Source organism: Pseudomonas sp. UV AK001 (assembly GCF_046097675.1).
GTDB classification, from domain to species: domain Bacteria; phylum Pseudomonadota; class Gammaproteobacteria; order Pseudomonadales; family Pseudomonadaceae; genus Aquipseudomonas; species Aquipseudomonas kribbensis.
In genome coordinates, this window is the sequence record NZ_JBJUVZ010000003.1 from 468,849 (window position 1) to 490,470 (window position 21,622).

The 21,622-nt window shown below is 60.1% G+C and carries 23 protein-coding genes; 8 read left to right on the plus strand and 15 right to left on the minus strand.

The annotated features are described in order from the left end of the window. Positions 1-46: 46 nt before the first annotated feature. Positions 47-1,660: an inorganic phosphate transporter gene (locus tag ACKLNA_RS13115; RefSeq protein WP_134827847.1), complete on the minus strand. Its 1,614-nt coding sequence runs from the start codon at positions 1,658-1,660 to the stop codon at positions 47-49. A gap of 108 nt (positions 1,661-1,768) precedes the next feature. Next, entirely contained in the window at positions 1,769-2,791 is a 1,023-nt protein-coding gene (locus ACKLNA_RS13120) for a transporter (RefSeq protein WP_085709746.1), read from the minus strand. A 276-nt stretch (positions 2,792-3,067) separates the two neighbouring features. On the opposite strand from ACKLNA_RS13120, the gene ACKLNA_RS13125 reads away from it, so the two are divergent. Further along, complete coding sequence (locus tag ACKLNA_RS13125) at positions 3,068-4,690, plus strand: methyl-accepting chemotaxis protein (RefSeq protein ID WP_114884975.1); 1,623 nt, start codon at positions 3,068-3,070, stop codon at positions 4,688-4,690. Positions 4,691-4,802: 112 nt separating this feature from the next. Then, the gene (locus ACKLNA_RS13130; RefSeq protein WP_408986087.1) at positions 4,803-5,246 is read left to right on the plus strand and encodes a hypothetical protein; all 444 of its coding nucleotides are present in this window, start codon (positions 4,803-4,805) and stop codon (positions 5,244-5,246) included. A gap of 60 nt (positions 5,247-5,306) precedes the next feature. Here the strand turns inward: ACKLNA_RS13130 and ACKLNA_RS13135 are convergent, their stop codons facing one another. Then, complete coding sequence (locus ACKLNA_RS13135) at positions 5,307-5,612, minus strand: PepSY domain-containing protein (RefSeq protein WP_065259299.1); 306 nt, start codon at positions 5,610-5,612, stop codon at positions 5,307-5,309. A gap of 153 nt (positions 5,613-5,765) precedes the next feature. On the opposite strand from ACKLNA_RS13135, the gene ACKLNA_RS13140 reads away from it, so the two are divergent. Next, a complete protein-coding gene (locus tag ACKLNA_RS13140; protein ID WP_408986088.1) occupies positions 5,766-6,644 on the plus strand; it encodes a sterol desaturase family protein in 879 nt (292 codons plus the stop codon). A 1-nt stretch (position 6,645) separates the two neighbouring features. Here ACKLNA_RS13140 and ACKLNA_RS13145 read toward each other — a convergent pair whose 3' ends face one another. After that, positions 6,646-7,329 (minus strand): helix-turn-helix domain-containing protein, encoded by a 684-nt coding sequence (locus tag ACKLNA_RS13145; protein ID WP_408986089.1) that lies wholly within the window; start codon positions 7,327-7,329, stop codon positions 6,646-6,648. After that, positions 7,329-8,456, minus strand: coding sequence for a glycerophosphodiester phosphodiesterase (locus ACKLNA_RS13150; RefSeq protein WP_408986090.1), 1,128 nt, complete (start codon positions 8,454-8,456; stop codon positions 7,329-7,331). Before ACKLNA_RS13150 ends, ACKLNA_RS13145 begins: the two co-directional genes overlap by 1 nt. A 215-nt stretch (positions 8,457-8,671) precedes the next feature. On the opposite strand from ACKLNA_RS13150, the gene ACKLNA_RS13155 reads away from it, so the two are divergent. After that, positions 8,672-8,998 (plus strand): DUF2025 family protein, encoded by a 327-nt coding sequence (locus tag ACKLNA_RS13155; RefSeq protein WP_408986091.1) that lies wholly within the window; start codon positions 8,672-8,674, stop codon positions 8,996-8,998. A gap of 145 nt (positions 8,999-9,143) precedes the next feature. Here the strand turns inward: ACKLNA_RS13155 and ACKLNA_RS13160 are convergent, their stop codons facing one another. Further along, a complete protein-coding gene (locus ACKLNA_RS13160; RefSeq protein ID WP_408986092.1) occupies positions 9,144-9,458 on the minus strand; it encodes an antibiotic biosynthesis monooxygenase family protein in 315 nt (104 codons plus the stop codon). Next, positions 9,455-10,162 carry a CTP synthase gene (locus tag ACKLNA_RS13165; protein WP_408986093.1) on the minus strand — a complete coding sequence of 236 codons (708 nt, stop codon included), beginning with the start codon at positions 10,160-10,162 and terminating at the stop codon, positions 9,455-9,457. Before ACKLNA_RS13165 ends, ACKLNA_RS13160 begins: the two co-directional genes overlap by 4 nt. A 15-nt stretch (positions 10,163-10,177) precedes the next feature. Here ACKLNA_RS13165 and ACKLNA_RS13170 point away from each other — a divergent pair, with 15 nt between their 5' ends. After that, complete coding sequence (locus ACKLNA_RS13170; protein WP_408986094.1) at positions 10,178-11,119, plus strand: LysR family transcriptional regulator; 942 nt, start codon at positions 10,178-10,180, stop codon at positions 11,117-11,119. On the opposite strand, the gene ACKLNA_RS13175 is transcribed toward ACKLNA_RS13170, so the two are convergent. From ACKLNA_RS13175 to ACKLNA_RS13190, 4 genes are all read right to left on the minus strand, one after another. After that, positions 11,120-11,650, minus strand: coding sequence for a DUF1003 domain-containing protein (locus ACKLNA_RS13175; RefSeq protein ID WP_408986095.1), 531 nt, complete (start codon positions 11,648-11,650; stop codon positions 11,120-11,122). It abuts the gene before it with no gap. A 60-nt stretch (positions 11,651-11,710) separates the two neighbouring features. Beyond that, positions 11,711-13,030, minus strand: a complete 1,320-nt coding sequence (locus ACKLNA_RS13180) for a methyl-accepting chemotaxis protein (protein ID WP_408986096.1) — start codon at positions 13,028-13,030, stop codon at positions 11,711-11,713. 184 nt (positions 13,031-13,214) lie between these two features. Next, complete coding sequence (locus tag ACKLNA_RS13185) at positions 13,215-14,267, minus strand: diguanylate cyclase (protein ID WP_408986128.1); 1,053 nt, start codon at positions 14,265-14,267, stop codon at positions 13,215-13,217. A gap of 145 nt (positions 14,268-14,412) precedes the next feature. Then, positions 14,413-15,021 carry a TetR/AcrR family transcriptional regulator gene (locus ACKLNA_RS13190; protein ID WP_134827838.1) on the minus strand — a complete coding sequence of 203 codons (609 nt, stop codon included), beginning with the start codon at positions 15,019-15,021 and terminating at the stop codon, positions 14,413-14,415. Between the two features lie 215 nt (positions 15,022-15,236). Between ACKLNA_RS13190 and ACKLNA_RS13195 the strand changes: the two genes are divergently transcribed. After that, on the plus strand, positions 15,237-16,289 hold the full coding sequence (locus ACKLNA_RS13195) for an MBL fold metallo-hydrolase (RefSeq protein ID WP_408986097.1): 1,053 nt from the start codon (positions 15,237-15,239) through the stop codon (positions 16,287-16,289). A gap of 38 nt (positions 16,290-16,327) precedes the next feature. Here the strand turns inward: ACKLNA_RS13195 and ACKLNA_RS13200 are convergent, their stop codons facing one another. After that, a complete protein-coding gene (locus ACKLNA_RS13200; protein WP_408986098.1) occupies positions 16,328-16,639 on the minus strand; it encodes an XRE family transcriptional regulator in 312 nt (103 codons plus the stop codon). A gap of 93 nt (positions 16,640-16,732) precedes the next feature. Then, a complete protein-coding gene (locus tag ACKLNA_RS13205) occupies positions 16,733-17,500 on the minus strand; it encodes an AraC family transcriptional regulator (RefSeq protein ID WP_408986099.1) in 768 nt (255 codons plus the stop codon). A 112-nt stretch (positions 17,501-17,612) separates the two neighbouring features. On the opposite strand from ACKLNA_RS13205, the gene ACKLNA_RS13210 reads away from it, so the two are divergent. Beyond that, positions 17,613-18,428 carry a sulfite exporter TauE/SafE family protein gene (locus ACKLNA_RS13210; RefSeq protein WP_408986100.1) on the plus strand — a complete coding sequence of 272 codons (816 nt, stop codon included), beginning with the start codon at positions 17,613-17,615 and terminating at the stop codon, positions 18,426-18,428. After that, a complete protein-coding gene (locus ACKLNA_RS13215) occupies positions 18,416-19,672 on the plus strand; it encodes a hypothetical protein (protein ID WP_408986101.1) in 1,257 nt (418 codons plus the stop codon). Before ACKLNA_RS13210 ends, ACKLNA_RS13215 begins: the two co-directional genes overlap by 13 nt. Before the next feature lie 3 nt (positions 19,673-19,675). Here the strand turns inward: ACKLNA_RS13215 and ACKLNA_RS13220 are convergent, their stop codons facing one another. After that, positions 19,676-20,662, minus strand: coding sequence for a hypothetical protein (locus tag ACKLNA_RS13220; protein WP_408986102.1), 987 nt, complete (start codon positions 20,660-20,662; stop codon positions 19,676-19,678). Between the two features lie 172 nt (positions 20,663-20,834). Beyond that, positions 20,835-21,344: a Bro-N domain-containing protein gene (locus tag ACKLNA_RS13225; RefSeq protein ID WP_408986103.1), complete on the minus strand. Its 510-nt coding sequence runs from the start codon at positions 21,342-21,344 to the stop codon at positions 20,835-20,837. Positions 21,345-21,622 lie beyond the last annotated feature (278 nt).

Here is a 21,622-nt window from a genome sequence, read left to right on the forward strand (position 1 = left end):
GAAAAATCCCTGTGGGAGCAAAGGCTCTCACAGGGATTCGGGTCGATCAGAAAATCTGGGTGAACAGCCAGTACAGACTGCCCGACAGCAGAATCGCCGCCGGCAAGGTCAGCACCCACGCCATCAGCAGATTGCGGATGGTCTTCATCTGCAGGCCGCCACCGTTGGCGACCATGGTCCCGGCCACGCCCGAGGACAACACATGAGTGGTCGACACCGGCAGACCGAACATGTCGGCGGCGCCGATGGTCAGCATCGCCACGGTTTCCGCCGATGCGCCCTGGGCGTAGGTCAGGTGGGTCTTGCCGATCTTCTCGCCGACCGTGACCACGATCCGCTTCCAGCCGACCATGGTGCCCAGCCCCAACGCAATCGCCACGGCGATCTTCACCCACAGCGGAATGAACCGCGTGGCGTTGTCGATCTGTTGCTTGAACAATTGCAGTTTGCCGGTGGTGTCGGCGTCGAAGGTGCCGACCTTGTTTTTGTCCATCAAGCGAATGGTTTCGCTGGCCAGGTACATGTCGTTACGCACGTTGCCCATGGCCTCGGCCGGGACTTTCGACAGCGAACCGTAGCCTTTCACTTCCTCACCGATGTGCCCGGTCAGCGCGGCGAGGGCCGGGATCAGTTGCGGCGTGGCTTCCTTGCTGCGCACGTAATCCGAGAGCACCGGACGCGGATCGGCCGGGGCCGGCAGCGGGGCGCTTTTCACCAGCGCCTGCTGGGTGACTTCGGCCACCGCCGCGAACTGCAACGTTTGATCGGCAGGCATGGTGCGGTTCAGCGCATAAGCCATCGGCAGGGTGCCGACCAGAATCAGCATGATCAGGCCCATGCCTTTCTGGCCGTCGTTGGAACCGTGGGCGAAGGACACGCCGGTGCAGGTGGCGATCAGCAGGCCGCGAATCCACCATGGCGGCGGGGTATTGCCTTCCGGAGCCTTGTACAGCGAGCGGTTTTTCACGAACGCGCGCAGGGCCAGCAGCAACAGCGCGGCGCAACCGAAACCCACCAGCGGCGACAGCAGCAACGCGTAACCGATCTTGGTGGCCTGGGCCCAGTCCACACCGCTGGTGCCATCGCGACCGTGCATCAGGGCATTGGCCACGCCAACGCCGATGATCGAACCGATCAGCGTGTGCGACGACGAGGCCGGCAGGCCCAGCCACCAGGTGCCGAGGTTCCACAGAATCGCGGCGATCAGCAGGGCGAAGATCATCGCGAAACCGGCGGACGAGCCGACCTGCAGAATCAGCTCAACCGGCAACAGCGCGATGATGCCGAACGCCACCGCGCCGCTCGAAAGCAACACGCCGAGGAAATTGAAGAAACCCGACCAGACCACGGCCACATTCGGCGGCAGCGAGTGGGTGTAGATCACCGTGGCCACGGCGTTGGCGGTGTCGTGGAAGCCGTTGACGAACTCGAAACCCAGTGCAATCAACAGCGCCACGCCGAGCAGCAGGAACGGCGTCCAGGTGGTGACCACCGTGCCGAGTTCGTGCATGTCGTGCATCAGGCTGTAGGCGGTGAACAGCATCCCCATGGCCAGCACGGCGAAGAACACCACGTAAGTGAAGGGGCCGGTTTTTTTGTCGAGCGCCGGCCTGCCGCTGGAAGCGGGGGCCGGGCTGGCGGTCAGGGAGGGAGTAGCCATGGGAGGACAATCCTGAGCGAGGGAAGGAGTGTCGCCCATGATCGTTGCTAAATATTACAGAGAGACTGCGGCAGATCAGTGTTCGGTGGATTAGACGCGCCGCCGGTCCTAATAATCCCCGCGCTTGCGAAACGCCCAGCGCCCGGCGATCACGGTGAACGTGGCCACAAGCGCCACCAGAATCCAGAACCCTTCCGGATCGGTGGCCAGCGGTACACCGCCGACGTTCATGCCGAAGAAACCGGCAATGATGTTGATCGGTAGCGCCAGCACCGTGACCACGGTCAGGGTGAACAGGGTGCGGTTGCTCTGTTCGTTGAGGTTGGCGGCGATCTCTTCCTGCAACAGCTTGATCCGCTCGCCGAGGGCCGTAAGGTCGTTGATGATCAGCGCGAACTCCTCGGTGGACTTGCGCAGCTCCTTGACGTCTTCCTTCTGCAACCATGACGGCGGTCGGTTGAGCAGGCGCAGCAGCGAACCCGGCTCCAGCGCCAGCAGCCGTTGCAGACGCACCAGCACCCGGCGGTTGGCGCCGAGTTCGGCGCGGTTGGTCGACAGCCGCGAAGAGAGCAATTCGTCCTCGACCTGATCGACGCTCATGCTGGTTTTGCGCACGATCTGCGTCAGCACTTCGCCCTGGTCGCGCAGCAGGTGCACGAGCAATTCCGACGGTGAGCGAAAGCACTCGCCGGCCTTCACCGATGAACGCAGCTTGTCCACCGAATGCAGCGGTTGCAGGCGGGCACTGACAATCAGTTTGCTGCGCACGCAAACCCACAGCGTCGACACGTCCGACGACACCATGCTGCTGAGGTTGAACACCACGTCGTTGACCACCGCCAGCAGTGCCGAATCCACATGCTCGATGCGGGTCGAGCGCGAACCTTCATGCAGCGCCTCGAAAAATTCCTGGGGCAATTGCAGATGACTTTTCATCCAGCGCTCGCACGCGGCATGAGCGAGGTTCAGGTGCAGCCAGAGGAATTCGTCGCTGTCGCTGTCGTCCTGCAGGCAGCGCAGGGCGGTCGCCGAATCCACTTCGCGCCCGCGCTCGCCCGGGCGAAAACGGAAGCCGTAAAGCAGGCCAAACAGATCAGGATCGCGATGGCTGATATCCAGGCTGTGGTTCATGAAGTCTCGCTGCAAGAAAGGCGTCTGTTGCGGGATTTGCAGATTCACCTGAGCCGCATCATTGCAATGCAATATGACGTTTTGGTGACAGCGAAATGACGTCAAAATCAATGCCTTACCGGCGGTCGGAATTTTCTCAAGAAGTGCTCTGGCACGCCGATCACGCATGAGTTAGGTTGCGCGCCTTCGGCCAAGAGCCAAGGTTCGCCGACACGGATGTCCGGCCACAATTCACGTCTTGTCGGACGTGCCTCATCCCTGTCATGAGTACCTGCGATGCTGCAAAAATCCCTGAGAGCGCAAATTCTCGCCCTGCTGAGCGGCAGCCTGTTGGCGATGCTGTTGATCGCGCTGGCCTGCTTTCATTTCCTGTCCAACGGCGTGCAAAGCTACAGCCAGTTGATCGCCGGTCCCTTGCACACTTCGCAACTGATCGACGAAGCCAACCTGCAATTCAAGGTGCAGGTGCAGGAGTGGAAAAACGTCCTGCTGCGCGGCAAGCAACCGGCGGACCTGGCCAAGTACTGGGGCCAGTTCGAAGACCGTCAGCGCGATGTGCAGAACATCCTCGGTGAACTGGCCAATCAGAAAGGCCTCGAGCCTTCGCTGAAAACCCGCATCGAACGTCTGCGTGAAGAACATCGCCTGCTCGGCAGCGCGTACCAGAAAGGTCGCGATGCGTACGTAGCCGCCGGTGCCGATCCGACGGCGGGCGACGTGGCGGTCAAAGGCGTTGACCGCGCCGCCAGTGACCAGATGAGCGAGCTGGTGGCCGAGTTGCGCAAGCAGGGCACCGAACAGTCGGCACTGATCAGCGCCAGCGCCGATCGCACCGTGATGCTGGGGATTCTGGTGATGCTTGCGTCCGGTCTGTTGATCGGCTTGCTGAGCCTGTGGCTGGTCAACCGCAACCTGGTCGAGCCGATCCGCAAACTCATCGACTACGTCACCCAGTTGAGCAAAGGGCGGCTGGTCGAGCGTGTGGCCAGCGACCGTCAGGACGAACTGGGCAATCTGGCTGCTGCGGCTAACACCCTGCGCGATTTCCTCGCCGAAACCTTCAACCATCTGCAGCGCAGCGCCAAGGATCTGGACAGCGCCAGCGGCGAGTTGAACGCCATCGCCACCGTGATGGCCGGCGGCACCAACGAGCAGTTCAACCGCACCGATCAGGTGGCCACGGCGATGAACGAAATGTCCGCCACTGCCCAGGAAGTCGCCCGCCATGCAGCTGATGCAGCGCGCGCTGCCGACGATGCCGACCAGTCCGCCCAGCAGGGTGAGAAGGTCATGCAGAGCACCATCCACAGCATCACCCAGATGCGCGGCGAAATCGCCAACACCGCCACGGTGATCCGTCGTCTGGAAGCCGACAGCGGGCGCATCGGCAAGGTGCTGGAAGTGATTCGCGGCATCGCCGAGCAGACCAACCTGTTGGCGCTCAATGCGGCCATCGAAGCGGCCCGTGCCGGTGAAGCCGGGCGTGGTTTTGCGGTGGTGGCCGACGAAGTGCGCAACCTGGCTCAGCGCACGGCGGAGTCGATCATCGAGATCAACCAGATCATCCAGAGCGTGCAGACCGGCGCGGTGGATGCGGCTCACGCCATCGACAGTGGCCAGACCCGCAGCGATGAAAGCGTCGAGCAAGTGACCCAGGCCGGCGCCATGCTCGAGCGCATCACCCATGCGGTGGAAGCGATCCGCGACATGAACCGTCAGATCGCCACGGCGGCCGAAGAGCAGACTTCGGTGGCCGAAGACATCTCGCGCAACCTGACCGAGATCACTTCGATCGCCAGCACCAACCTCGACAACGTGCAGCGCACCGAAAGCGCCAGCCAGAACCTGCACGGCCTGTCCGGGCAACTCAACGACGTCACCGCTCGCCTGAGCGTCTGACCCGCCAGCGACTGTGTACCGGCCCGGTTACCGAGTCGGTACACAGTCGATCTCAATTTCCTGTGTGCATCGCCGATGGCCGGTTATCTATAACCGGCATTGGAGATTTCCCATGGTCAGCATCACGTCTGTTTCGATCAATCAGACCGTCACCACGTCCACCAGCAAAACATCGATTGCCGACACGGGCGACGAGACATCGACCTCTGCGGCGACCAGCACCGGTGTGAAGGCCGACACCAGCAAAGTTGCGGCGGGCGGTGGTGCGGCGCCGTCGGGTGACAGCAGCTCCAGCAATGATGAATCGGATACCGTGAAAGAACTGCGCAAGCAGATCGCCGAACTGCAAAAGCAATTGCAGGAACAGCAACAGGCGTTGCAAGCGGCTCAGGCGAAGCAGGAAAGTCAGGATGCCAAGGCGGCGGATGTTGCCGCTGCGCAATCGCAGATCGCGACGACGTCGGCTTCGTTGCAGACGGCGACGGCGGCTTTGCTGGCGGCGTTGCAGGAGTCTGATTCGAGTACGTCGGGGGCGCTGGTCAGTACTTCTGCATAAGTCGCAGACACAAAAAAGCCGCACGATCCGAAAATCGTGCGGCTTTTTCGTATGGGGCAATCAGTGATCCTGCTTGTTGCTCAGGACCTTGCCTGTTGCCGCATCCAGATCCACGTCCCACTCCTTGCCATCGGCAGTACGCAGCTCGACTTCGTACTCATACCCGTTGAAATGGTTGTCCAGGTCGGTGTCGACGATGGTCGCGCCCGGGTGCAGGGCCAGGGCAATTTTGTTCAGCTCTTCCAGTGGCTTGATCTTGCCGGACTTGACCAGCTCAGGGATCTGATCGACACGAACGTCAGCCTGGGCCAGGCCAGCGGTGAGGGTCAGGGCAGCGGCGGTAAACAGGGCAGTCAGGGTTTTCATCGGTTATTCCTTTGGGTGATTCGTTCAAGTGAGTTCAGGTTAGCCACCGCAACTTAATTCACCCTTAAAAAACGCCGTGGGTGTTTGCGTCGTTTGTTCAATCGCCGTTCGTGGGCAACTTTCATGCTCGGCCTTCGATCAAGGGAGGTGGACATGAAACGCATTTTTTCGTGGTTGTACGCGCCGTTGTTTTGGCTTGGATTTATTGGAGGCGGAATAGGGGTGGCGGGGCATTCACTGCTGTGGTTGATGCCGCTGTTTGTTGTGGCGTTGGCGGTGTCGTTTGCGGCCGAATGGCTGCTGCCGTATGAAGTGAACTGGAATCGCCCGGCCGGCGATCGTCGTCGCGACATGCTCCACGCACTGGTCAACGAAGCGCTGAACGCTGTCGGCCTGTTGGCGTTGCCGGGGCTGGTGACGTTCTTGGCGATTGACAGTGCATGGCCGTCGAACTGGCCGCTGTGGCTGCAAGTCGGCCTGGCGATTTTCATTGCTGATGCGGGCGTGAGCCTGATGCATTACGCCAGCCACCGGGTGCCGTGGATGTGGCGGTTGCACGCGATTCATCACAGTGTCGAGCGGCTCTACGGGTTCAACGGTTTGATGAAGCATCCGCTGCATCAATTGCTGGAGGCGACGGCGGGGCTGCTGCCATTGCTGGTGCTGGGCATTCCGTCCGAGGTAGCGATGTTGCTGGCGTTCGCCATTGCGATCCAGTTGTTGCTGCAGCATTCGAACGTCGACATGCGCGTCGGCCCGTTGCGCTGGATCTTCGCCTGGGCGCCGCTGCATCGCTTTCACCACATGAAGTACGGGCGCGCCGGTGACGTCAATTTCGGGCTGTTCTTTACCTTGTGGGACTGGCTGCTGGGGACCGGTTTTTACACGGCGCAATATCGGATCGGCGAGGGCGACCTGGGCATCGGCAGTCGTCCGGATTTTCCGCGTGACTACGTGGCGCAGTTGCTCGATCCGTTCGAACCGGCAACGCTGGGCAAGGAACCGAAAGTGCCGGACGGCTTGCGACGTTGAGTCAGTCCAGCAAGCGCAATTCGATGTGCTGCAACGCCTGGCGGGCGGTGACGCCGAAGAGTTTTTTCAGGCTGCGGGAGAAGTGCGCGGAGTCGGCAAACCCGGCGGCGTGGGCGGCGTCGGTCACCGCGCTGCCCGCCAGAATCGCCGACATCGCCAGCCTTAGTCGGCGCCACAGCACCAGCCGTCGCACCGGCAAACCGACCTGGCTGACGAACAACCGCTGCAACTGGCTCAGCGACACATGGGCGGAATTGGCCACGGCACTGGCGGCGACTTTGCTCGACAGCGAGGCATCTACAGTGGCGAGGGCCCGTTCGATTCGCAAGTCATTCAGCGGGCGTCGCGGGCATTGGCCAATGGCGTGATCCAGTGCCGACAACGACAGCTCACTGTCGAACAGCGCATCGCGCAACACTTGGGCGTCGAACCGCAAGGGTTCGGCATACACGGTGAACACGGGATCCGGCACCTCGACAATCGCATGGCGAGTCTGGGACGTAATCAGCAGGCGGGAAGTGGTGACGGTTTCGCTCTCGACCAGCAATGTCACTGGCCGCTCAGGCGCAAGAATCAGTTGGTGGGCATAGTGGGAGTGGGACGCAGTGCGCCCCGACATCCCGTGGATCAGGCCATGGTCGTGCCCCAGCCAGAGGCGGCCTGTCCACGGGGTGTCCGGTTGCATCAGAAACCGTTGTTCTTCAACACCTGATCCACACTGGCGGCGGCCGGGCGTTTGTAGAACTTCAGCAGTTCGCTGGCGCGGTTGGTGAAGATGCCGTCGACGCCGGCAGCCATGACTTTCTCGTAGTCCACCGGCTCATCGACGGTGTAGACGTGCACCAGCAGGCCCTTGTCGTGGGTGTATTTGTTCATCCATGGCTGCACGAGGTCCGAGTAGCTCTGATCGCCGCCGTGAGTCAGCTTGGCCGAAGGGCCGGTGCCGATGGCGCCCTGAGCCTTGGCGTAGTCGATCCATTGCTTGAATTCAGCTTCGGATTTCGGCTCTTGCTTGCCGTAGAAAACGTTCTTGTCCTTCTCGCCGGATTCGGCAAAGGTCACTTTCGATTTCGGCTCGATGCTGCCTTCGCCGACCCACAGCAACAGGATCTTCGGCACCTGCGGCATTTCCTTTTGCAGCAGTTCGAGGCTGTTTTTCTCGAAGGTCTGCAGGATCACCTTGCCGTTGCTTTCGCCGACGCTGGCGACGTTTTTCGCCGGTTTGGCGCCGGCCGGGATCAGCAGGCCGCGAACCTGGAGTTTTTCCTTCAGGTCATGCTCGATGCCGGGGAACAGTTGCGGTTCCTTGGTCTCGATGTACAGGCCCGGCTTGTGCTGCGGGTTGGCCTGGGCAATGTCGATGATTTCGTCCAGGGTCAGAATCTGCAGGCCGACGTAGGATGGGCGCGCGCGATCCGGATAGGCCTTGTTGTACCAGCTGCCGGCGTCCAGGGTTTTCAGTTCGGCCATGGTGAAGGCGTTGGCCGGGCTGTCCTTGCGATCCGGGAACTTGGTGGCAACGTCGGTGGTGCGTTGCAGGTTGTTGTCGTGCAGGGCGAACAGCACGCCGTCCTTGCTGCGCTGCAGGTCCATTTCCAGGTAGTCGGCGCCGAGGTCCCGGGCCAGTTTGTAGGAGGCGGCGGTGGATTCCGGTGCGTCGAAGGAGGCGCCACGGTGGGCGATCACCGCCGGGTGCGGAATGCCCTCGGAGGCGGCAAGCGCAACAGGGCTTGGCTGGGCGGCGGCATGGGCCTGGCCGAGGCCGAGCATCAGGCTCAGCAGCAGAGCGCTTTTGGTAAACGTGGCGGGCATGTCGAGGTCCTTTCGCAGGTATTTTCGAAGATGTCCCTTTTAGCAACTCAAACGAAAACGTGCTATCGCAAGACCGACATAAACGTACTGAAAGCGAAAATTTCCGCACTTTTGTGCGTTTGTTTGCAGTACGCTTGGCCACGGCAACCACCCCGGCAGAGGGTGTGCCTCAATGCCCTGCGTGTAAACCTTCGATCACTCTTGTGAGGTTTACCATGCGCATCACATCCCAACTCATCTGCCAGGCGGCCGACGGCCTCAAGGGTTTTGTTGGCCTCAACCGCAAGACCGGCCAGTACATCGTGCGTTTCAGCGAAGATTCGTTCGGAATGGACGTGGCCGATGACGGCATCATTCCCGCCAGCGAATTCGTCTGGGCTCCCGCGACGGAACAGACCATGACGTTGAAGCGCGAGCTGATCCAGTTGCTGCTCGATCAGCACATCGATGACCGGATCAACATCACCGAACCGTTGCGCGTTTACATGAGCAAGCGTGAAGTGCCGGAGATTGTGGCGGTGCGCAGTCTGGTGAAGGGCTGAGGTTTTTGGTGATTCACTTGCCTCCATCGCGAGCAAGCTCGCTCCCACAGGATATGGGTTGTTCCGAAAATTACGCGGTACCTGTGGGAGCGGGCTTGGTCCGGGCGGCGATCCGACGAAGAGGCCAGTGATGACACCGCAATACTCACTTTCCGAACTGATACTCCCGCTCCACCCGACACACCCGCGTATGAAACGCCGAATACCATTCGGCCCGCCCACGCGCCTGAATCACCCGGTGCTCCGGGTGCTCGCGCCAGGCCAGAATCGCCGCCTCGCTCTCCCAGTACGAAATCGTGATCCCCACGCCGTCCGCGCCCCGGATCGAATCGATGCCGAGAAACCCCGGTTGGTCGGCAACCAACTGCATCATGCGCTCGGAGGCTTCGGCGTAGCCGTTGTCGCCCTCGGTGCGGGTTGAGGTAAAGATCACTGCGAAACACTCAGTGTCCGGTTTCATCGAGGTTGCTCCGAGCAGGCTTCGACAAATGCTCGCACCAATGGCGGCAATTTCCCTTTGAGAGCGGCACGTTCCGGCTGGAACAATGTCGCGACAAAGAACACATGGTTTTTCAGCTCGATGGCGCGCAGATCGCCTGCCGAATCGTGGCCCACGGCGTGCAGGTCGTGGGTCAGCAATTCCCGCTCGAACTGCGGATTCACCCCAAAACGGCAGCGATAGCCTTCGCGAATCTCGGACGTTTCGTACGCCTTGGCGATCAACGAACCGGACACCAGATGAATGCTGTCCACCGCTTCCACCAGCGAACAGCTCAGCGGCGAGAGCACGGCGCGGCTGGAATCGGGTGAGGTTTCGCCGTGCTCGGCATCGGCCCAGCCCAATACGTTGCGGGAAAACTCCAGTACCGCATGTTGAAAACCGCCGCAGGTGCCGAGGAACGGTCGCTGCTGTTCGCGGGCAAAACGGATGGCCCGCAGCGCGCCTGCTTCACTCTTGTAAGGGCTGGCCGGGACGCACCAGAAACCATCGAAATCTTCGAGCGGTGTATCAAGGTGAATCCGGTCCGTGGCCAGCCATTCGAAATCGACGGGTCGGCGAATGTGTTCCGCCGCCAGGCCGAGGGCGACGGGGATGGCTTGATGGGCGGTGACTTGCGGATCGTAGTCACCGATCAGGGCGATGCGCAGGGCTCTGGATTCCATGAGTGCTCGCTGTGCTTGTTGAGGGATGACGCTCACTATAGATTGGCGTTCACGCACTCAATATGGGCGTTTCCCCAAGTGATTAATGCAGCGACGCACTATCGACTCGACTTCCCGGATCTGGCGCTGATTCTTGCCCTGGTGCGCGGCGGCTCTCTGGCCCGGGCCTCGCAGCTGCTGAAGGTCGATGTGTCGACGGTGTTCCGCGCCGTGCGCCGGCTGGAAGCCGCGCTCGGTCAGCAACTGTTCGAAAAAAGCCGCGCCGGTTACCTGCCCACCAGTCTTGCGCAAACCCTGGCCGAGCAGGCCGAACGCGCCGAGCAGGCACTGGAAGCGGCGCGCATCGGTGTGGAGCAGGGCGGCGCAGTGGTCAGCGGCACGGTGCGCCTGACCTGTACCGATTCGGTGCTGCAAGGTCTGCTGCTGCCGGCGCTGGCGCAGTTCATGCCGAACTACCCGGCGCTGACCATCGAGCTGAGCACCTCCAATGATTTCGCCAACCTCAGCCGCCGCGATGCCGACATCGCCCTGCGCCTGACACGCACACCACCGGAGCATCTGGTCGGACGGGAACTGGCGAAGATTTCCTACCGGGTCTGTGCCAATGAGCGTTATCTGCAAAACATCGATGCATCCGATCTGGCCGCTATGACCTGGATCGCCCCGGACGATTTCCTACCCGATCACCCGACCGTGGTCTGGCGCCGCCAGCACTTGCCCGGCGTGACACCGGGCTATCGCTGCAACAGCATGCTGTCGGTGACGGAACTGGTGCGTGCCGGGTTAGGCGTCGCTGCGTTGCCGGACTTTCTGATCACTGAAGGTCTGCACGCCTTGAGCGAACCGCTGCACGGCTACGACACCGCGCTGTGGCTGCTGACCCGCCCGGACTGCCGCGCGTTGCGCTCGGTGGTCACGCTGTTCGATGAACTGGGGCGGGCGCTGCGTTTGCCGTGATCAGGCCTGCGGGTTCTGGCGCATGTGATCGTGCAGTTCACGGGTCAGGCCTTCGATGCGCTCGGTCAGGCTCTTGGTCATTTCGGTGAGCCGGGTGTTCTGTTCCAGCAGCTCCAGCAATTGCGCGGTGTTCTTCGCGGCCTGGACCTGACGTTCGCTGTTGGCCACGGCCAGGGCTTCCCGGTGCTGCGCGTCAGCGTCCGACTGCGCCTTGTCCCGTGCGGCCTGACGGGTCTGGGCCAGCAAAATCAGCGGTGCGGCATAGGCCGATTGCAGGCTGAACGCCAGGTTCAACAGGATGAACGGATAGACGTCGAAGGTCGTGACGCCAGACATGTTCAGGCACACCCACAGCACGACAATCAGGGTTTGCGCGCCGAGGAAGGTCGGCGTACCGAAGAACCGCGCAAACGCCTCGGCCCGCAAGGCGAACTTGTCGTTACCGAAGGTGGTGTTGAGGTGGGCGTGGGGGCGGTGGAAACGCAGGTGATCGACAGGCGCGGCGGGGGAATCGTTTTTTTCGGTGGTCATAACGGACTCGGCAGGGCTTGGGACGTTGAATCACTATAGCCCTGCGTTGCCCGTGTCGGCCTATCCCGGCGCACGCTCGTTGGCGAACATGCTCACCGCGTCCACGGCTTCGCTGGCGCCGTCGCGAATCTGCAGAATCACCGTCCCCGCCTGATCCGCCAGCTCGACGCCTTGCGCCGCGCGACCACGGGTGCCGTCCATGCTCTTGATCGCCTGACGGGTTTCGCTCTGGATCAGGCCGATCATGTTGGAAATCTCTGCCGTCGAACCGCTGGTGCGGGCCGCCAGTTGCCGCACTTCATCGGCCACCACCGCAAAACCACGCCCTTGCTCACCGGCCCGCGCCGCCTCGATTGCCGCGTTGAGTGCCAAAAGATTGGTCTGGTCGGCAATCGCACGGATGGTGTTGACGATGGCGGTGATCTGCTCGGAGCGCTCGCCGAGCTGGGCAATCAGGGTCGACGACTCGGCGATGTCATCGGCGATTTCGCGCATTTCGCTGGCCGCTTGCTGAATGACTTGCGTGCCTTGCTCGGCGACTTTTCGGGTCGCCACCGAGATGTGGTAAGCGGCGCTGGCGCTACGGGCGTCCTGCTCGTGCTGCTCGACCCGGGCGGTGACGTCCGAGGCGAATTTCACCACTTTGCACAAGCGCCCGGCGGCGTCGTACACCGGGTTGTAATTGGCTTCCAGCCAGACGGTTCGCCCGTGTTTGTCGATGCGCTCGAACTGCCCGTGGAAAAACTCGCCCTGATTGAGCCGGCGCCAGAAGTCCTGGTAAGCGCTGCTGTTGACCAGGTGCGCGGGGCAGAACAAACGGTGATGTTTGCCCTTGAGTTCGGCCTGGGTGTAGCCCATGCGCGTCAGAAAATTCTGATTGGCCGTAAGAATGTTTCCGTCGAGGTCGAACTCGATCACCGCCATTGCCCGGTCGATGGCCTGCAATTTGGCGTTGGCTTCGCTTTCCTGCTGCACCTTGGCGGTGACGTCCATGGCGTACTTGACCACTTTCACCACGCGGCCCGAAGCATCCTTGATCGGGTTGTAACTGGCTTCGAGCCAGATCGGCCGGCCCTGGCTGTCAACGCGCTCGAAGGTGCCGGACTGGAACTGACCGTTTTTCAGTCGCGACCACAGTTCGGTGTACTGGCTGCTGCGGGCAAATTCCGGTGGGCAGAACTGGCGGTGGGACTGACCAATCACCTGTTCGGCCTTGTAGCCCGTGGTCTTCAGGAAATTGTCGTTGGCGCGCAGGACCACGGCGTCGAGATCGAACTCGATGACGGCCATGGAGCGGTCGATGGCTTCGAGCAAACCGGATTGCTCGGTGATGGTGTGTTGCAGGTCGTCGATGACGGACTGGTGGCGATTGAAAAACATACGGGGTGCGCTCCGGAAATAGGGCTGAGGTGTTGTCCCTGTTCCTGCGCTGGCCGGCCGAACGAGCTGACGACATTGGGCAATGACCACTAAAGTGCCAGCATCCAGGCTGGCGACTCGATCTTATACAAACTTATTAAACTTGTACAAGAAAGTGCGGTGTCACTTTGTCGTACAAATCCTGTCAGGCATTGGAGCGGCTCAGCGCGACGCTGATCGTGTTGCGGCCCGTATGTTTGGCGGTGTACAGCGCCTTGTCGGCATCATCCAGCCAGTGCAGCGCATCCGGGTAGGTCGGGTGAAAACGTGCCAGTCCGATACTCAGGCTGACCCGCAACTCCGGCACATCGGGATGACGGTATTGCTGCAGGGACTGGCGCAGTTGTTCCATCAGTGCTTCGGCTCTGCTCAGTGGCAGGTTGGGCAGGATCACGCAGAATTCGTCGCCGCCGTAACGACCGGCCAGCTCACTTTCAGTCAGCAGGCGTTTGAGTTCGCGACTGAGTTGCTGGAGCACTGCATCGCCGACGATATGCCCGTAGCTGTCGTTGATCACCTTGAAGTGATCGACGTCGATCAGCGCGAGGGTGGCCTGGCTGTTGTGTTCGCGGCACTGCTGGAACTTGAGGTGCAGCAGGTCTTTCCAGGCACCGTGGTTGAGCAGACCGGTCAGGCTGTCGGTGCGGCTCAGGGCACTCAAGGTGCGTTTGTGTTCGGCGAGTTTGATCGCCAGCCGATAACAGACCATCCCCAGTGCCAGCGGATAAAGAGTGAGCATCGGCAGGCACGCCCAGACCTGAGTCTGCGTCGCCGTCAGGGTGAACTTGACCCCGAACAGCGACCAGCCCAGCAGCACGCCGATCACTTGGGCGAGGGCGCCGAGCAGGAACAGACGCCTGCCGCCGGCGGCGACGTTGTTCATGGTCATCATCGAGAGAATGGTCACGGTGACCAGCGGGTTGAACTGAAAACACGCGGTCCAGAAACCGCCAAACACCGAGTCATAAAGCAGATTGCGGCGCTCGGCGCGATAGGGGAAAGCCGAGCGGGTCGACCATTGATAGGCGACGTGGGGCCAGAGAAAACCGTTGAACAGCAGCAGCGCCCAGAGCCACGCCGGCACATTCAATGGATACAGCGCGGCGCCGACGCTGAAGAAACCGATCCCCAATCCAATGGCACGTGGCAAGTAGATACGTCTGGCGAATGACAAGCCTTTGCCGCGTTGGTTTTCCATGATGTTCTTCGCCAGATTCATTCTGAAACACTTTGCAGTGTAATTCTTCAGAGCGACCGTTCATCGGTCAATGACAGACATTGTCATTTATTCCAGCGGGAAAATTCAGTGTCCTTGTGAGCCATTTACGCGGCGCAGACGTGATCTAGAGCTGGTAGCAAGCCAGAAACATGTCCAGTGCCGAATCGACCACGGCATTTTGCGTGGCGCTGTCGAGCGAGGGCTGGCCCATGGAAATCTGTGGCCAGAAGGCGAAGGATTTGAGCAGTCCCTGAACCTGATGCGCGGCGAACTCCGGATCGACCGGCTTCAACCGGCCATCTGCCTGGGCGGCGCGGATCCATACGGTCACGCTCTCCTCACGTTCGCCCATGCGCGCCACCATGTTCTGCGCACGCTCGGGCGAATGAATGGCGGCGGCGATGGCGACCCGGGCCAGATCCATGAAGTTGTCGTCCGCCATCATCTGCAGTTTGGCCAGCAGCATTGTTCGCAGTTGATCACGCAAGGGCTGGTCGGGTTGATACGACACGGCTTGCTCGGTGCTGATCCGTGCCCACAACTGGTTGAGAATTTCGGCGAACAGCTCTTCTTTGCTGGGAAAGTGGTTGTACACCGTGCGCTTCGACACCCCGGCGGTGGCCGCGATTTTGTCCATGCTGGTGACTTCGAAACCGTTGGCACGGAATTCGGAAATGGCCGCCAGGATGATGGCTTCGCGTTTGCGGTCGGTGAGGCGCGTTGGAGCTGTCATAAATTCGATTCGGCAGGAAAAAGGAGGAAATTACACTCGGCAGTTTACTTGTCATCCGGATTCATGCAACCTAGAAAGTACACCGATCAGTGTAATGTTGCGTTAATCGGTGCAACCTAAAACCAGATGTCCGGCTGATGCGTGCGTGCCTTGGCCATTTATCGTCCCACCGTGGAAAACCGTGAATTGCGCGGTTTTTCTGGAGTCATTCAGTCATGGCCAAATCAATTTCTTCTGCGGTCAGTCCTGTACCTGAAGCTTCGCGCCAGGCCGAAGGGACGTTCCGTAACCACGCGCCGGTGCAGCGCGAAGGTGTGCGCAAGATGCTGCGCATCATGTGGAACATGATCTTCCACAAACCGCGCAATACCCGACCTGCGTCGGCCATTCCCGTGCAAGCTTTGACCCGCGCCGACCTGATCGCTGCGCCGAACCACAGTGTCTATCGCCTCGGTCATTCGACCCTGCTGCTGAAGCTGCAGGACAAGTTCTGGATCACCGACCCGGTGTTCGCCGAGCGCGCTTCGCCCGTGCAATGGGCCGGCCCGAAACGTTTCCATCAGCCGCCGATCAGCATCGACGAGTTGCCAACAATCGAAGCCGTGATCCTTTCGCACAACCACTACGATCACCTCGACTACGAAGCGGTGTTGAAACTCGCGGACAAGGTCAACGTGTTCCTCACGCCGCTGGGCGTCGGCGATACCCTGATCAAATGGGGCATCGATGCCAGCAAGATCCGCCAGTTCGACTGGTGGCAGGGCACCGAAGTCGCCGGTATCCGCTTCATCGCCACCCCGTCGCAGCACTTCTCCGGCCGTGGCCTGTTTGATGGCAACCAGACCCTGTGGGCTTCGTGGGTGATCATCGACGGCGACACGCGGATCTTCTTCAGCGGTGACAGCGGCTACTTCGACGGCTTCAAACGCATCGGCGAACAGTTCGGCCCGTTCGACCTGACCCTGATGGAAACCGGCGCCTACAACGTCGAATGGCCTTACGTGCACATGCAACCGGAAGAAACCCTGCAAGCCCACATCGACCTCAAGGGGCGCTGGTTATTCCCGATCCACAACGGCACGTTCGACCTGGCGATGCATGCCTGGCATGAACCGTTTGACCGCATTCTTGCACTGGCCTGGGAACGCAGTGTTTCCATTACCACCCCGCAAATGGGCGAGGCGTTCAACCTGGCACAACCGCAACGGGGGAATACGTGGTGGTTGGCGGTTGAAGGGGAGAGTGAGGTGGTGGTGCAAGGGGCCTGACTCACTGATGCAGGTTCGCCTCTATGAGGCGAACCGGATCACTCCGCCATCGCATATTCCCCACGCACCGATTCGGCTGTCGAACCATTGCTCGTCGAACGCCCCGGTGCAAACCCCGGAAAGAACACCAGCCCCTGCGCCTCGAACCGATAGGTCAACGCCAGCCGCGCCGAATCCGCCACGTCCTGCTGCGCCTCGAACCGCTGGATGTCGTCTACCGAAACCCCTGCCTCCCGCGACAGTTGCTCAACGCTCCAGCCCAACATTCCTCGGGCCTGGGCGCAGTGGGTCGGGGTGAACTGGAAAAGGGCGATACGTTCGAGGATGAGGTTCATCGCTGAAGAGGCCATGGTGTGCTCCGGGCTCGAGAGTGCTGATGGAAAATGTACTGTGTTTTTGTACAGTTGTTTTCGGCCGGGATCAAACGCATTTTTTGATTTGCCCTAGTTCGCCGCCTCCAACCAGACGGACGGTGCCTGACCGAGGATCCGGCGGAACATCGTCGAGAACGCCGCCGGGCTGTCATAGCCGAAATCCAGGGCAATCCGCGTCACCGCTTCACCCGCCGCCAGCCGTGCCAGCGCCAGTACAACGCAGGCGCGCTGGCGCCATTGACTGAAACTCAGGCCGGTCTGCTGACGAAACAGTCTGTTGAAGGTGCGCAAGCTTACGTGCAGTTGATCGGCCCAATGCTGGGGGGATTGGTGGGCATTCGGCTGATGCAGAAAGGTCTGACACAGTTCGAGCAGTCTTCCGTCAGACGGCAGCGGGATATGCAAGGGAAGTGGCGCACTCCGCTGCAATTCATGCAGCAACAAATCGATGAGCACGCCGTCACGCCCGGCCACGTCATAGGTCAACGTCAGATCCACCGCTTCCATCAGCAAGTGCCGCATCAACGGCGACACACTGATCACCTGACAACGATCACCCAGATCCACCGCCCCCGGCTCGATATACAAACTGCGAGTGCTGACGCCCAGCATCAACACCTCATGCGCCACCCCCGGCGGAATCCACACCGCCCGCTGCGGCGGCACTACCCAGTTGCCATCATGCGTGCTGACCTGCATCACCCCGGTCGCGCCGTACAACAATTGCGCCCGCCGATGCGTATGACGTGGCAGCAGATAGCCGTGGGAATAATCCGTACCGATCGCCACCACCGGGCGCGGCGTGTCATCCAGCAGATTGATCGAAACATTGCGCATCGAGCGGTATCCAACAGTTGGCGTAAACGCAAACATTATTGGCTGACTTGCTGAAGCAGGCCAAGCGCCGCCGCTCTATCGTCGACCGCTTCCAAACAACGGACGACGCACCATGTTCTACCTCCTGCTGACACTCTTCGGCTGCCTGACCGGCGTCACCGCCGTGCTCTTCGGCTTCGGCGGCGGCTTCGTCGTCGTGCCGCTGCTGTACCGCATGCTCACCGCCAGCCACGGCATCGACGATCCCATCAGCCAATCCGCCATGCACATCGCCGTCGCCACCTCGACCTGCGTGATGATCGTCAACGCCCTGGTCGCTACCGACAAACATCGCCGCGCCGGCAACCTCATCCGTGATTACCTGTGGCCCTTGGGCGGGTTCATCGGATTGGGCGCGGTCGTCGGCGCAATCGCAGCGGTGTGGGTCAGCGGCGAAGTCATTCGTTATGCCTTCATCGCCTACCTCGGCGTGACGATTGTCGATTGCCTGCTGCGACGCGGATTTCTTACGCAGTCCGAAGGCACCATCCCACGTCGATTGAGAGCACTGGAAACGTCTGGCGGAGGTGTAGGCATTGGCGCCATCGCAACCTTTCTCGGTGTAGGAGGAAGCGTCATGACCGTGCCGTTATTGCGGCGCTGCGGGTTGAGCATGTCGCAGGCGACGTCGATGGCCAATCCATTGAGCGTACCGGTGGCATTGGCGGGGACGCTGACGTACATGCTGATGGCGGGATTCAGCGAGGCAGACCTCGGGCCATGGTTTATCGGGTATGTGGATCTGCTGGCGTTTGCGGTACTGACGCTGGGCTCGATGCTGGGGATTCGCTTGGCCACGCCGTGGATCGGGCGGATACCGGATCGGGTGCATGCGTGGGTGTATATCGGGTTGCTGGTGATTGTGATGATCAGCATGTGCGTGAATTGAGCCTGACGAAGCTCGATTCCCCGCTACAACATCGACATAATCCGCGGTCACTTTTTGCGGCATTTGCCCGCTTGCTCAAGGAAGAATTGATGTTTCACGGATTGTTGCGCCTTTCCGGCATTTTGGTACTCGCCGTTTTTTTCCATCCCCTGGCATGGGCGGAAAACGCTACGCAGGTTTACACGGGAACGCTGGGCAAGACGGCGATCGTTCTGGAGGTAAATACCCGAACCGGAGAGGGGCGTTACTTCTACCAGAAGTACCGAAAAGATCTGGAACTCGAAGGTTCCAGGGATGGGGACACGCTCGAACTCAGCGAAGGTTCGATGATGGACGGAGACTCACGTCCAACGCTTCGTTTACACGCGATCGGGAGCAATTGGTCTGGTGAGTGGAGTAATCCGGCCGGGAAAACCCTCAAGGTTGAGTTGCAGCCCGCAATGATTCCGCAAGCCCCCGTCGACTCATTGCCCTATATCGTCAGCCTGCGTGAGAAGGCCCCTTACGAGTATCTGCGGTTGCAAGGAATGAAACTGCAAAAGGGCAAAACCGAAACTTTCATGGGCTACACACTGCAATGGTGGAGCGAGCCCAAATCACAGGCTTCGCTTTTTGAAGTGGTGTCCGGTTATTCCCCGCAAGTGCTTCAACGCATCAACCAACAATTGATGGGCCGATTGTGGGGGGAGGTGATCGCGTATTTCGGTTGCTCGGGTGATTACTCTCAATCCAGCCAACCTCTGTGGATGACGCCTTCGGTAATGAGTGTGCGGAATTCAACGGATTATTACTGTGGCGGCGCCTACCCGGACCAAAGCAACGACGCGCTCAACTTCGATGCCACAACCGGTCAGACACTGACGCTCGAGGACGTCTTGTGGGTAGGGCAAGGTCAGCCGCTGCACTATGAACAACATGATGATTTCAATGCAGGCTCCCCCGGTTCTTCTGATGCCTGGTCGAAATACCGGACGACAGAGTTGGCGCCCTGGCTGGTCACACAGTTGTTGAAACTGTATCCCCGGCAAATGACCGTCACCGCAGAGGGCGATAACGACGGTCACTATGACGAGAGTGATCCCTGGCAATTCATGGGGTGGTACTTCACGGAGCAGGGCATCAAGTTTGATCCGTCGTATCCCCACGTCGCGGCAGTGTGCGGATTCGTCGACTGGAGTATCCTGCCGTACTCAGTCGTCAAACAACACCCCGGCGCCGTCAAACTGCAACTGCCCCAGGGCTAATCCTCACGCCAGACCCGGCGCTTCACGAATGATGAAGTGATCCAGGTTTTCGATATTGGCATTGAAGACCTCGAAAGGCTTTTCGGGGTTCTTCTTGCCCGGCACCTGCTTCAACTCCGGCGTCACACCATAGAAGAAGCAGAACAACTCCTTATCGCTGTCGATGGCGTGCTTGATCTCTTCCAGAAACGCCTTGCGCTTGCGGTAGTTGTCGATCAGCTTTTTGTTGAGATAGACACTGACCGGATAAGGCTTCTTCTTGCTGTCATCCGGTTTCTTGAACCAGACTTTATCCTCGAAATCGATCCGGAAACTGGCGCTGTGAAAGTCCTCGATCTTCTTGATCCGGCCCCAATAAATCAGCCCCTTGTTGTCCATCAAGTACTCGATCTTCTTGAAGAACGAACTGTACGGCGCCGTATGCTCGCCAATCTTCAACGGCATGCGCTTGAGCAAATCCTTGTCCGCGAAGTTCGACACAAAACACTCCACGGGGTGAGCAAAGACACTGGTCTTGTCCGGCGCCGTCTCACGACTCGGCGACTCTTTTGAAGCGGCAGTCGCCACCCGCACCGGATCGTCCCGCAACACATCCGCCGCCCCCGCTGGCGCGGCAGGCTTGCGCACATACTCACGGCGCGTCAGCAACAACTCCGACGGGAAATGCTCCTCACGACCGTCATCCAATTCCCCATCCGCCGCTTCAACACCCGACGCCGACGTCTTCAAACTCACATACGGACAACCCGCCACATGCTGCGTACCGGGCAGGTTCTTGAAGTGCGGCGTGCGCACGTAATTCACATTCTTGGCGTTGAACGTACCCAACTCGTTGGAAGCATCGAACGCCGAACGACAGGCGTCGTTGGGGCACTGGAAGTGTTCCTTCGCAGAATCGAACGCCACCGTCTCATCGAAATTGAGATCGCGAACGTCATAGATCGACAACTTGTCGTCGAGGCTGAGGCAGTAGGCGAGGTCGAATTTCATGGTGGGGCTCGGGTCCTTGAGTGGGGGAGGGGGTATTAATAGCGGGTGGTGGGGTGGGTTGCACTGATTGTTTTCAGAATGATGCAGAACCAGTCTGCTGACGATTGTGCTCCCAAGAACTCCGGGCCATAAAAAACCGCTGCTTGAAAACTCAAGCAGCGGTTTTTTGATGTCAGTAACTACGCAGCATTCGTGAAGCTTTACGCCACCAGGACTCCTGCCGATTGAACGGATCCTCCGCCAGCAAACACGGCATGTCCCGCAACCGAATCCACGGCTCATCCTGCCAGTGCAACGTGCTCAACGACATCTTGGGCCAGCTCAAAACACTCAGTATTGGCCGCTCAACCAAGCGCATCGGACGAGCATCTCGCAGCGCAGGCACAACCTGATGCGTCACCCACTCGCGAAGCTGCCGATACTCGGGGCAATAGTGATAGATCAGCAGCGCATACACACCTGACTCGCTCACCATTAGATGTTCTCCGGGCTCGCCGTAGGTCTCCATGCACATCATCTGCCGCTGATCGGCGTCGAGTTTGCGCAGCTGTCGCTCATCCAGATATTTGCCCATCAGACGCCCCAGTTCATGGACGGAGAACCAGGCCTGGTTCTCCACCAGAAGGGCATGCAGGTGGGTTTTGTTGCGGGTAAAACGAGTCGGAAGAAGTGGTTCAGACATGGCGTGCCTCCTGAATCGGGAGCACGGAATTCAAACGGCAGGTACAGCGAGTCGCCTTCATCATGAAGGCTGGGTAGTCAGGCATTTCCATTTACCTCTGGCTGCTTTCTTAGGGCATTCGTTAAGGGTGTCGGGAGCTAAGAAACCCACCAGAGACGGGCCGGACATATTCCCCTTTCGGGTCTTGTATTCGCCCACTCCCGACATAACGGGACTTTTCGCAGGCGTAGAGAAACCGCAGACGAAAAAAAGCCGCATGACTGTCGGGTGCGGAGGAC

Bases quoted from the DNA above. Each gene is read 5' to 3' on its own strand.
- ACKLNA_RS13115 (WP_134827847.1), bottom strand. From the start codon at position 1,660: ATGGCTACTCCCTCCCTGACCGCCAGCCCGGCCCCCGCTTCCAGCGGC.
- ACKLNA_RS13120 (WP_085709746.1), bottom strand. From the start codon at position 2,791: ATGAACCACAGCCTGGATATCAGCCATCGCGATCCTGATCTGTTTGGC.
- ACKLNA_RS13125 (WP_114884975.1), top strand. From the start codon at position 3,068: ATGCTGCAAAAATCCCTGAGAGCGCAAATTCTCGCCCTGCTGAGCGGC.
- ACKLNA_RS13130 (WP_408986087.1), top strand. From the start codon at position 4,803: ATGGTCAGCATCACGTCTGTTTCGATCAATCAGACCGTCACCACGTCC.
- ACKLNA_RS13135 (WP_065259299.1), bottom strand. From the start codon at position 5,612: ATGAAAACCCTGACTGCCCTGTTTACCGCCGCTGCCCTGACCCTCACC.
- ACKLNA_RS13140 (WP_408986088.1), top strand. From the start codon at position 5,766: ATGAAACGCATTTTTTCGTGGTTGTACGCGCCGTTGTTTTGGCTTGGA.
- ACKLNA_RS13145 (WP_408986089.1), bottom strand. From the start codon at position 7,329: ATGCAACCGGACACCCCGTGGACAGGCCGCCTCTGGCTGGGGCACGAC.
- ACKLNA_RS13150 (WP_408986090.1), bottom strand. From the start codon at position 8,456: ATGCCCGCCACGTTTACCAAAAGCGCTCTGCTGCTGAGCCTGATGCTC.
- ACKLNA_RS13155 (WP_408986091.1), top strand. From the start codon at position 8,672: ATGCGCATCACATCCCAACTCATCTGCCAGGCGGCCGACGGCCTCAAG.
- ACKLNA_RS13160 (WP_408986092.1), bottom strand. From the start codon at position 9,458: ATGAAACCGGACACTGAGTGTTTCGCAGTGATCTTTACCTCAACCCGC.
- ACKLNA_RS13165 (WP_408986093.1), bottom strand. From the start codon at position 10,162: ATGGAATCCAGAGCCCTGCGCATCGCCCTGATCGGTGACTACGATCCG.
- ACKLNA_RS13175 (WP_408986095.1), bottom strand. From the start codon at position 11,650: ATGACCACCGAAAAAAACGATTCCCCCGCCGCGCCTGTCGATCACCTG.
- ACKLNA_RS13180 (WP_408986096.1), bottom strand. From the start codon at position 13,030: ATGTTTTTCAATCGCCACCAGTCCGTCATCGACGACCTGCAACACACC.
- ACKLNA_RS13185 (WP_408986128.1), bottom strand. From the start codon at position 14,267: ATGGAAAACCAACGCGGCAAAGGCTTGTCATTCGCCAGACGTATCTAC.
- ACKLNA_RS13190 (WP_134827838.1), bottom strand. From the start codon at position 15,021: ATGACAGCTCCAACGCGCCTCACCGACCGCAAACGCGAAGCCATCATC.
- ACKLNA_RS13195 (WP_408986097.1), top strand. From the start codon at position 15,237: ATGGCCAAATCAATTTCTTCTGCGGTCAGTCCTGTACCTGAAGCTTCG.
- ACKLNA_RS13200 (WP_408986098.1), bottom strand. From the start codon at position 16,639: ATGGCCTCTTCAGCGATGAACCTCATCCTCGAACGTATCGCCCTTTTC.
- ACKLNA_RS13205 (WP_408986099.1), bottom strand. From the start codon at position 17,500: ATGCGCAATGTTTCGATCAATCTGCTGGATGACACGCCGCGCCCGGTG.
- ACKLNA_RS13210 (WP_408986100.1), top strand. From the start codon at position 17,613: ATGTTCTACCTCCTGCTGACACTCTTCGGCTGCCTGACCGGCGTCACC.
- ACKLNA_RS13220 (WP_408986102.1), bottom strand. From the start codon at position 20,662: ATGAAATTCGACCTCGCCTACTGCCTCAGCCTCGACGACAAGTTGTCG.
- ACKLNA_RS13225 (WP_408986103.1), bottom strand. From the start codon at position 21,344: ATGTCTGAACCACTTCTTCCGACTCGTTTTACCCGCAACAAAACCCAC.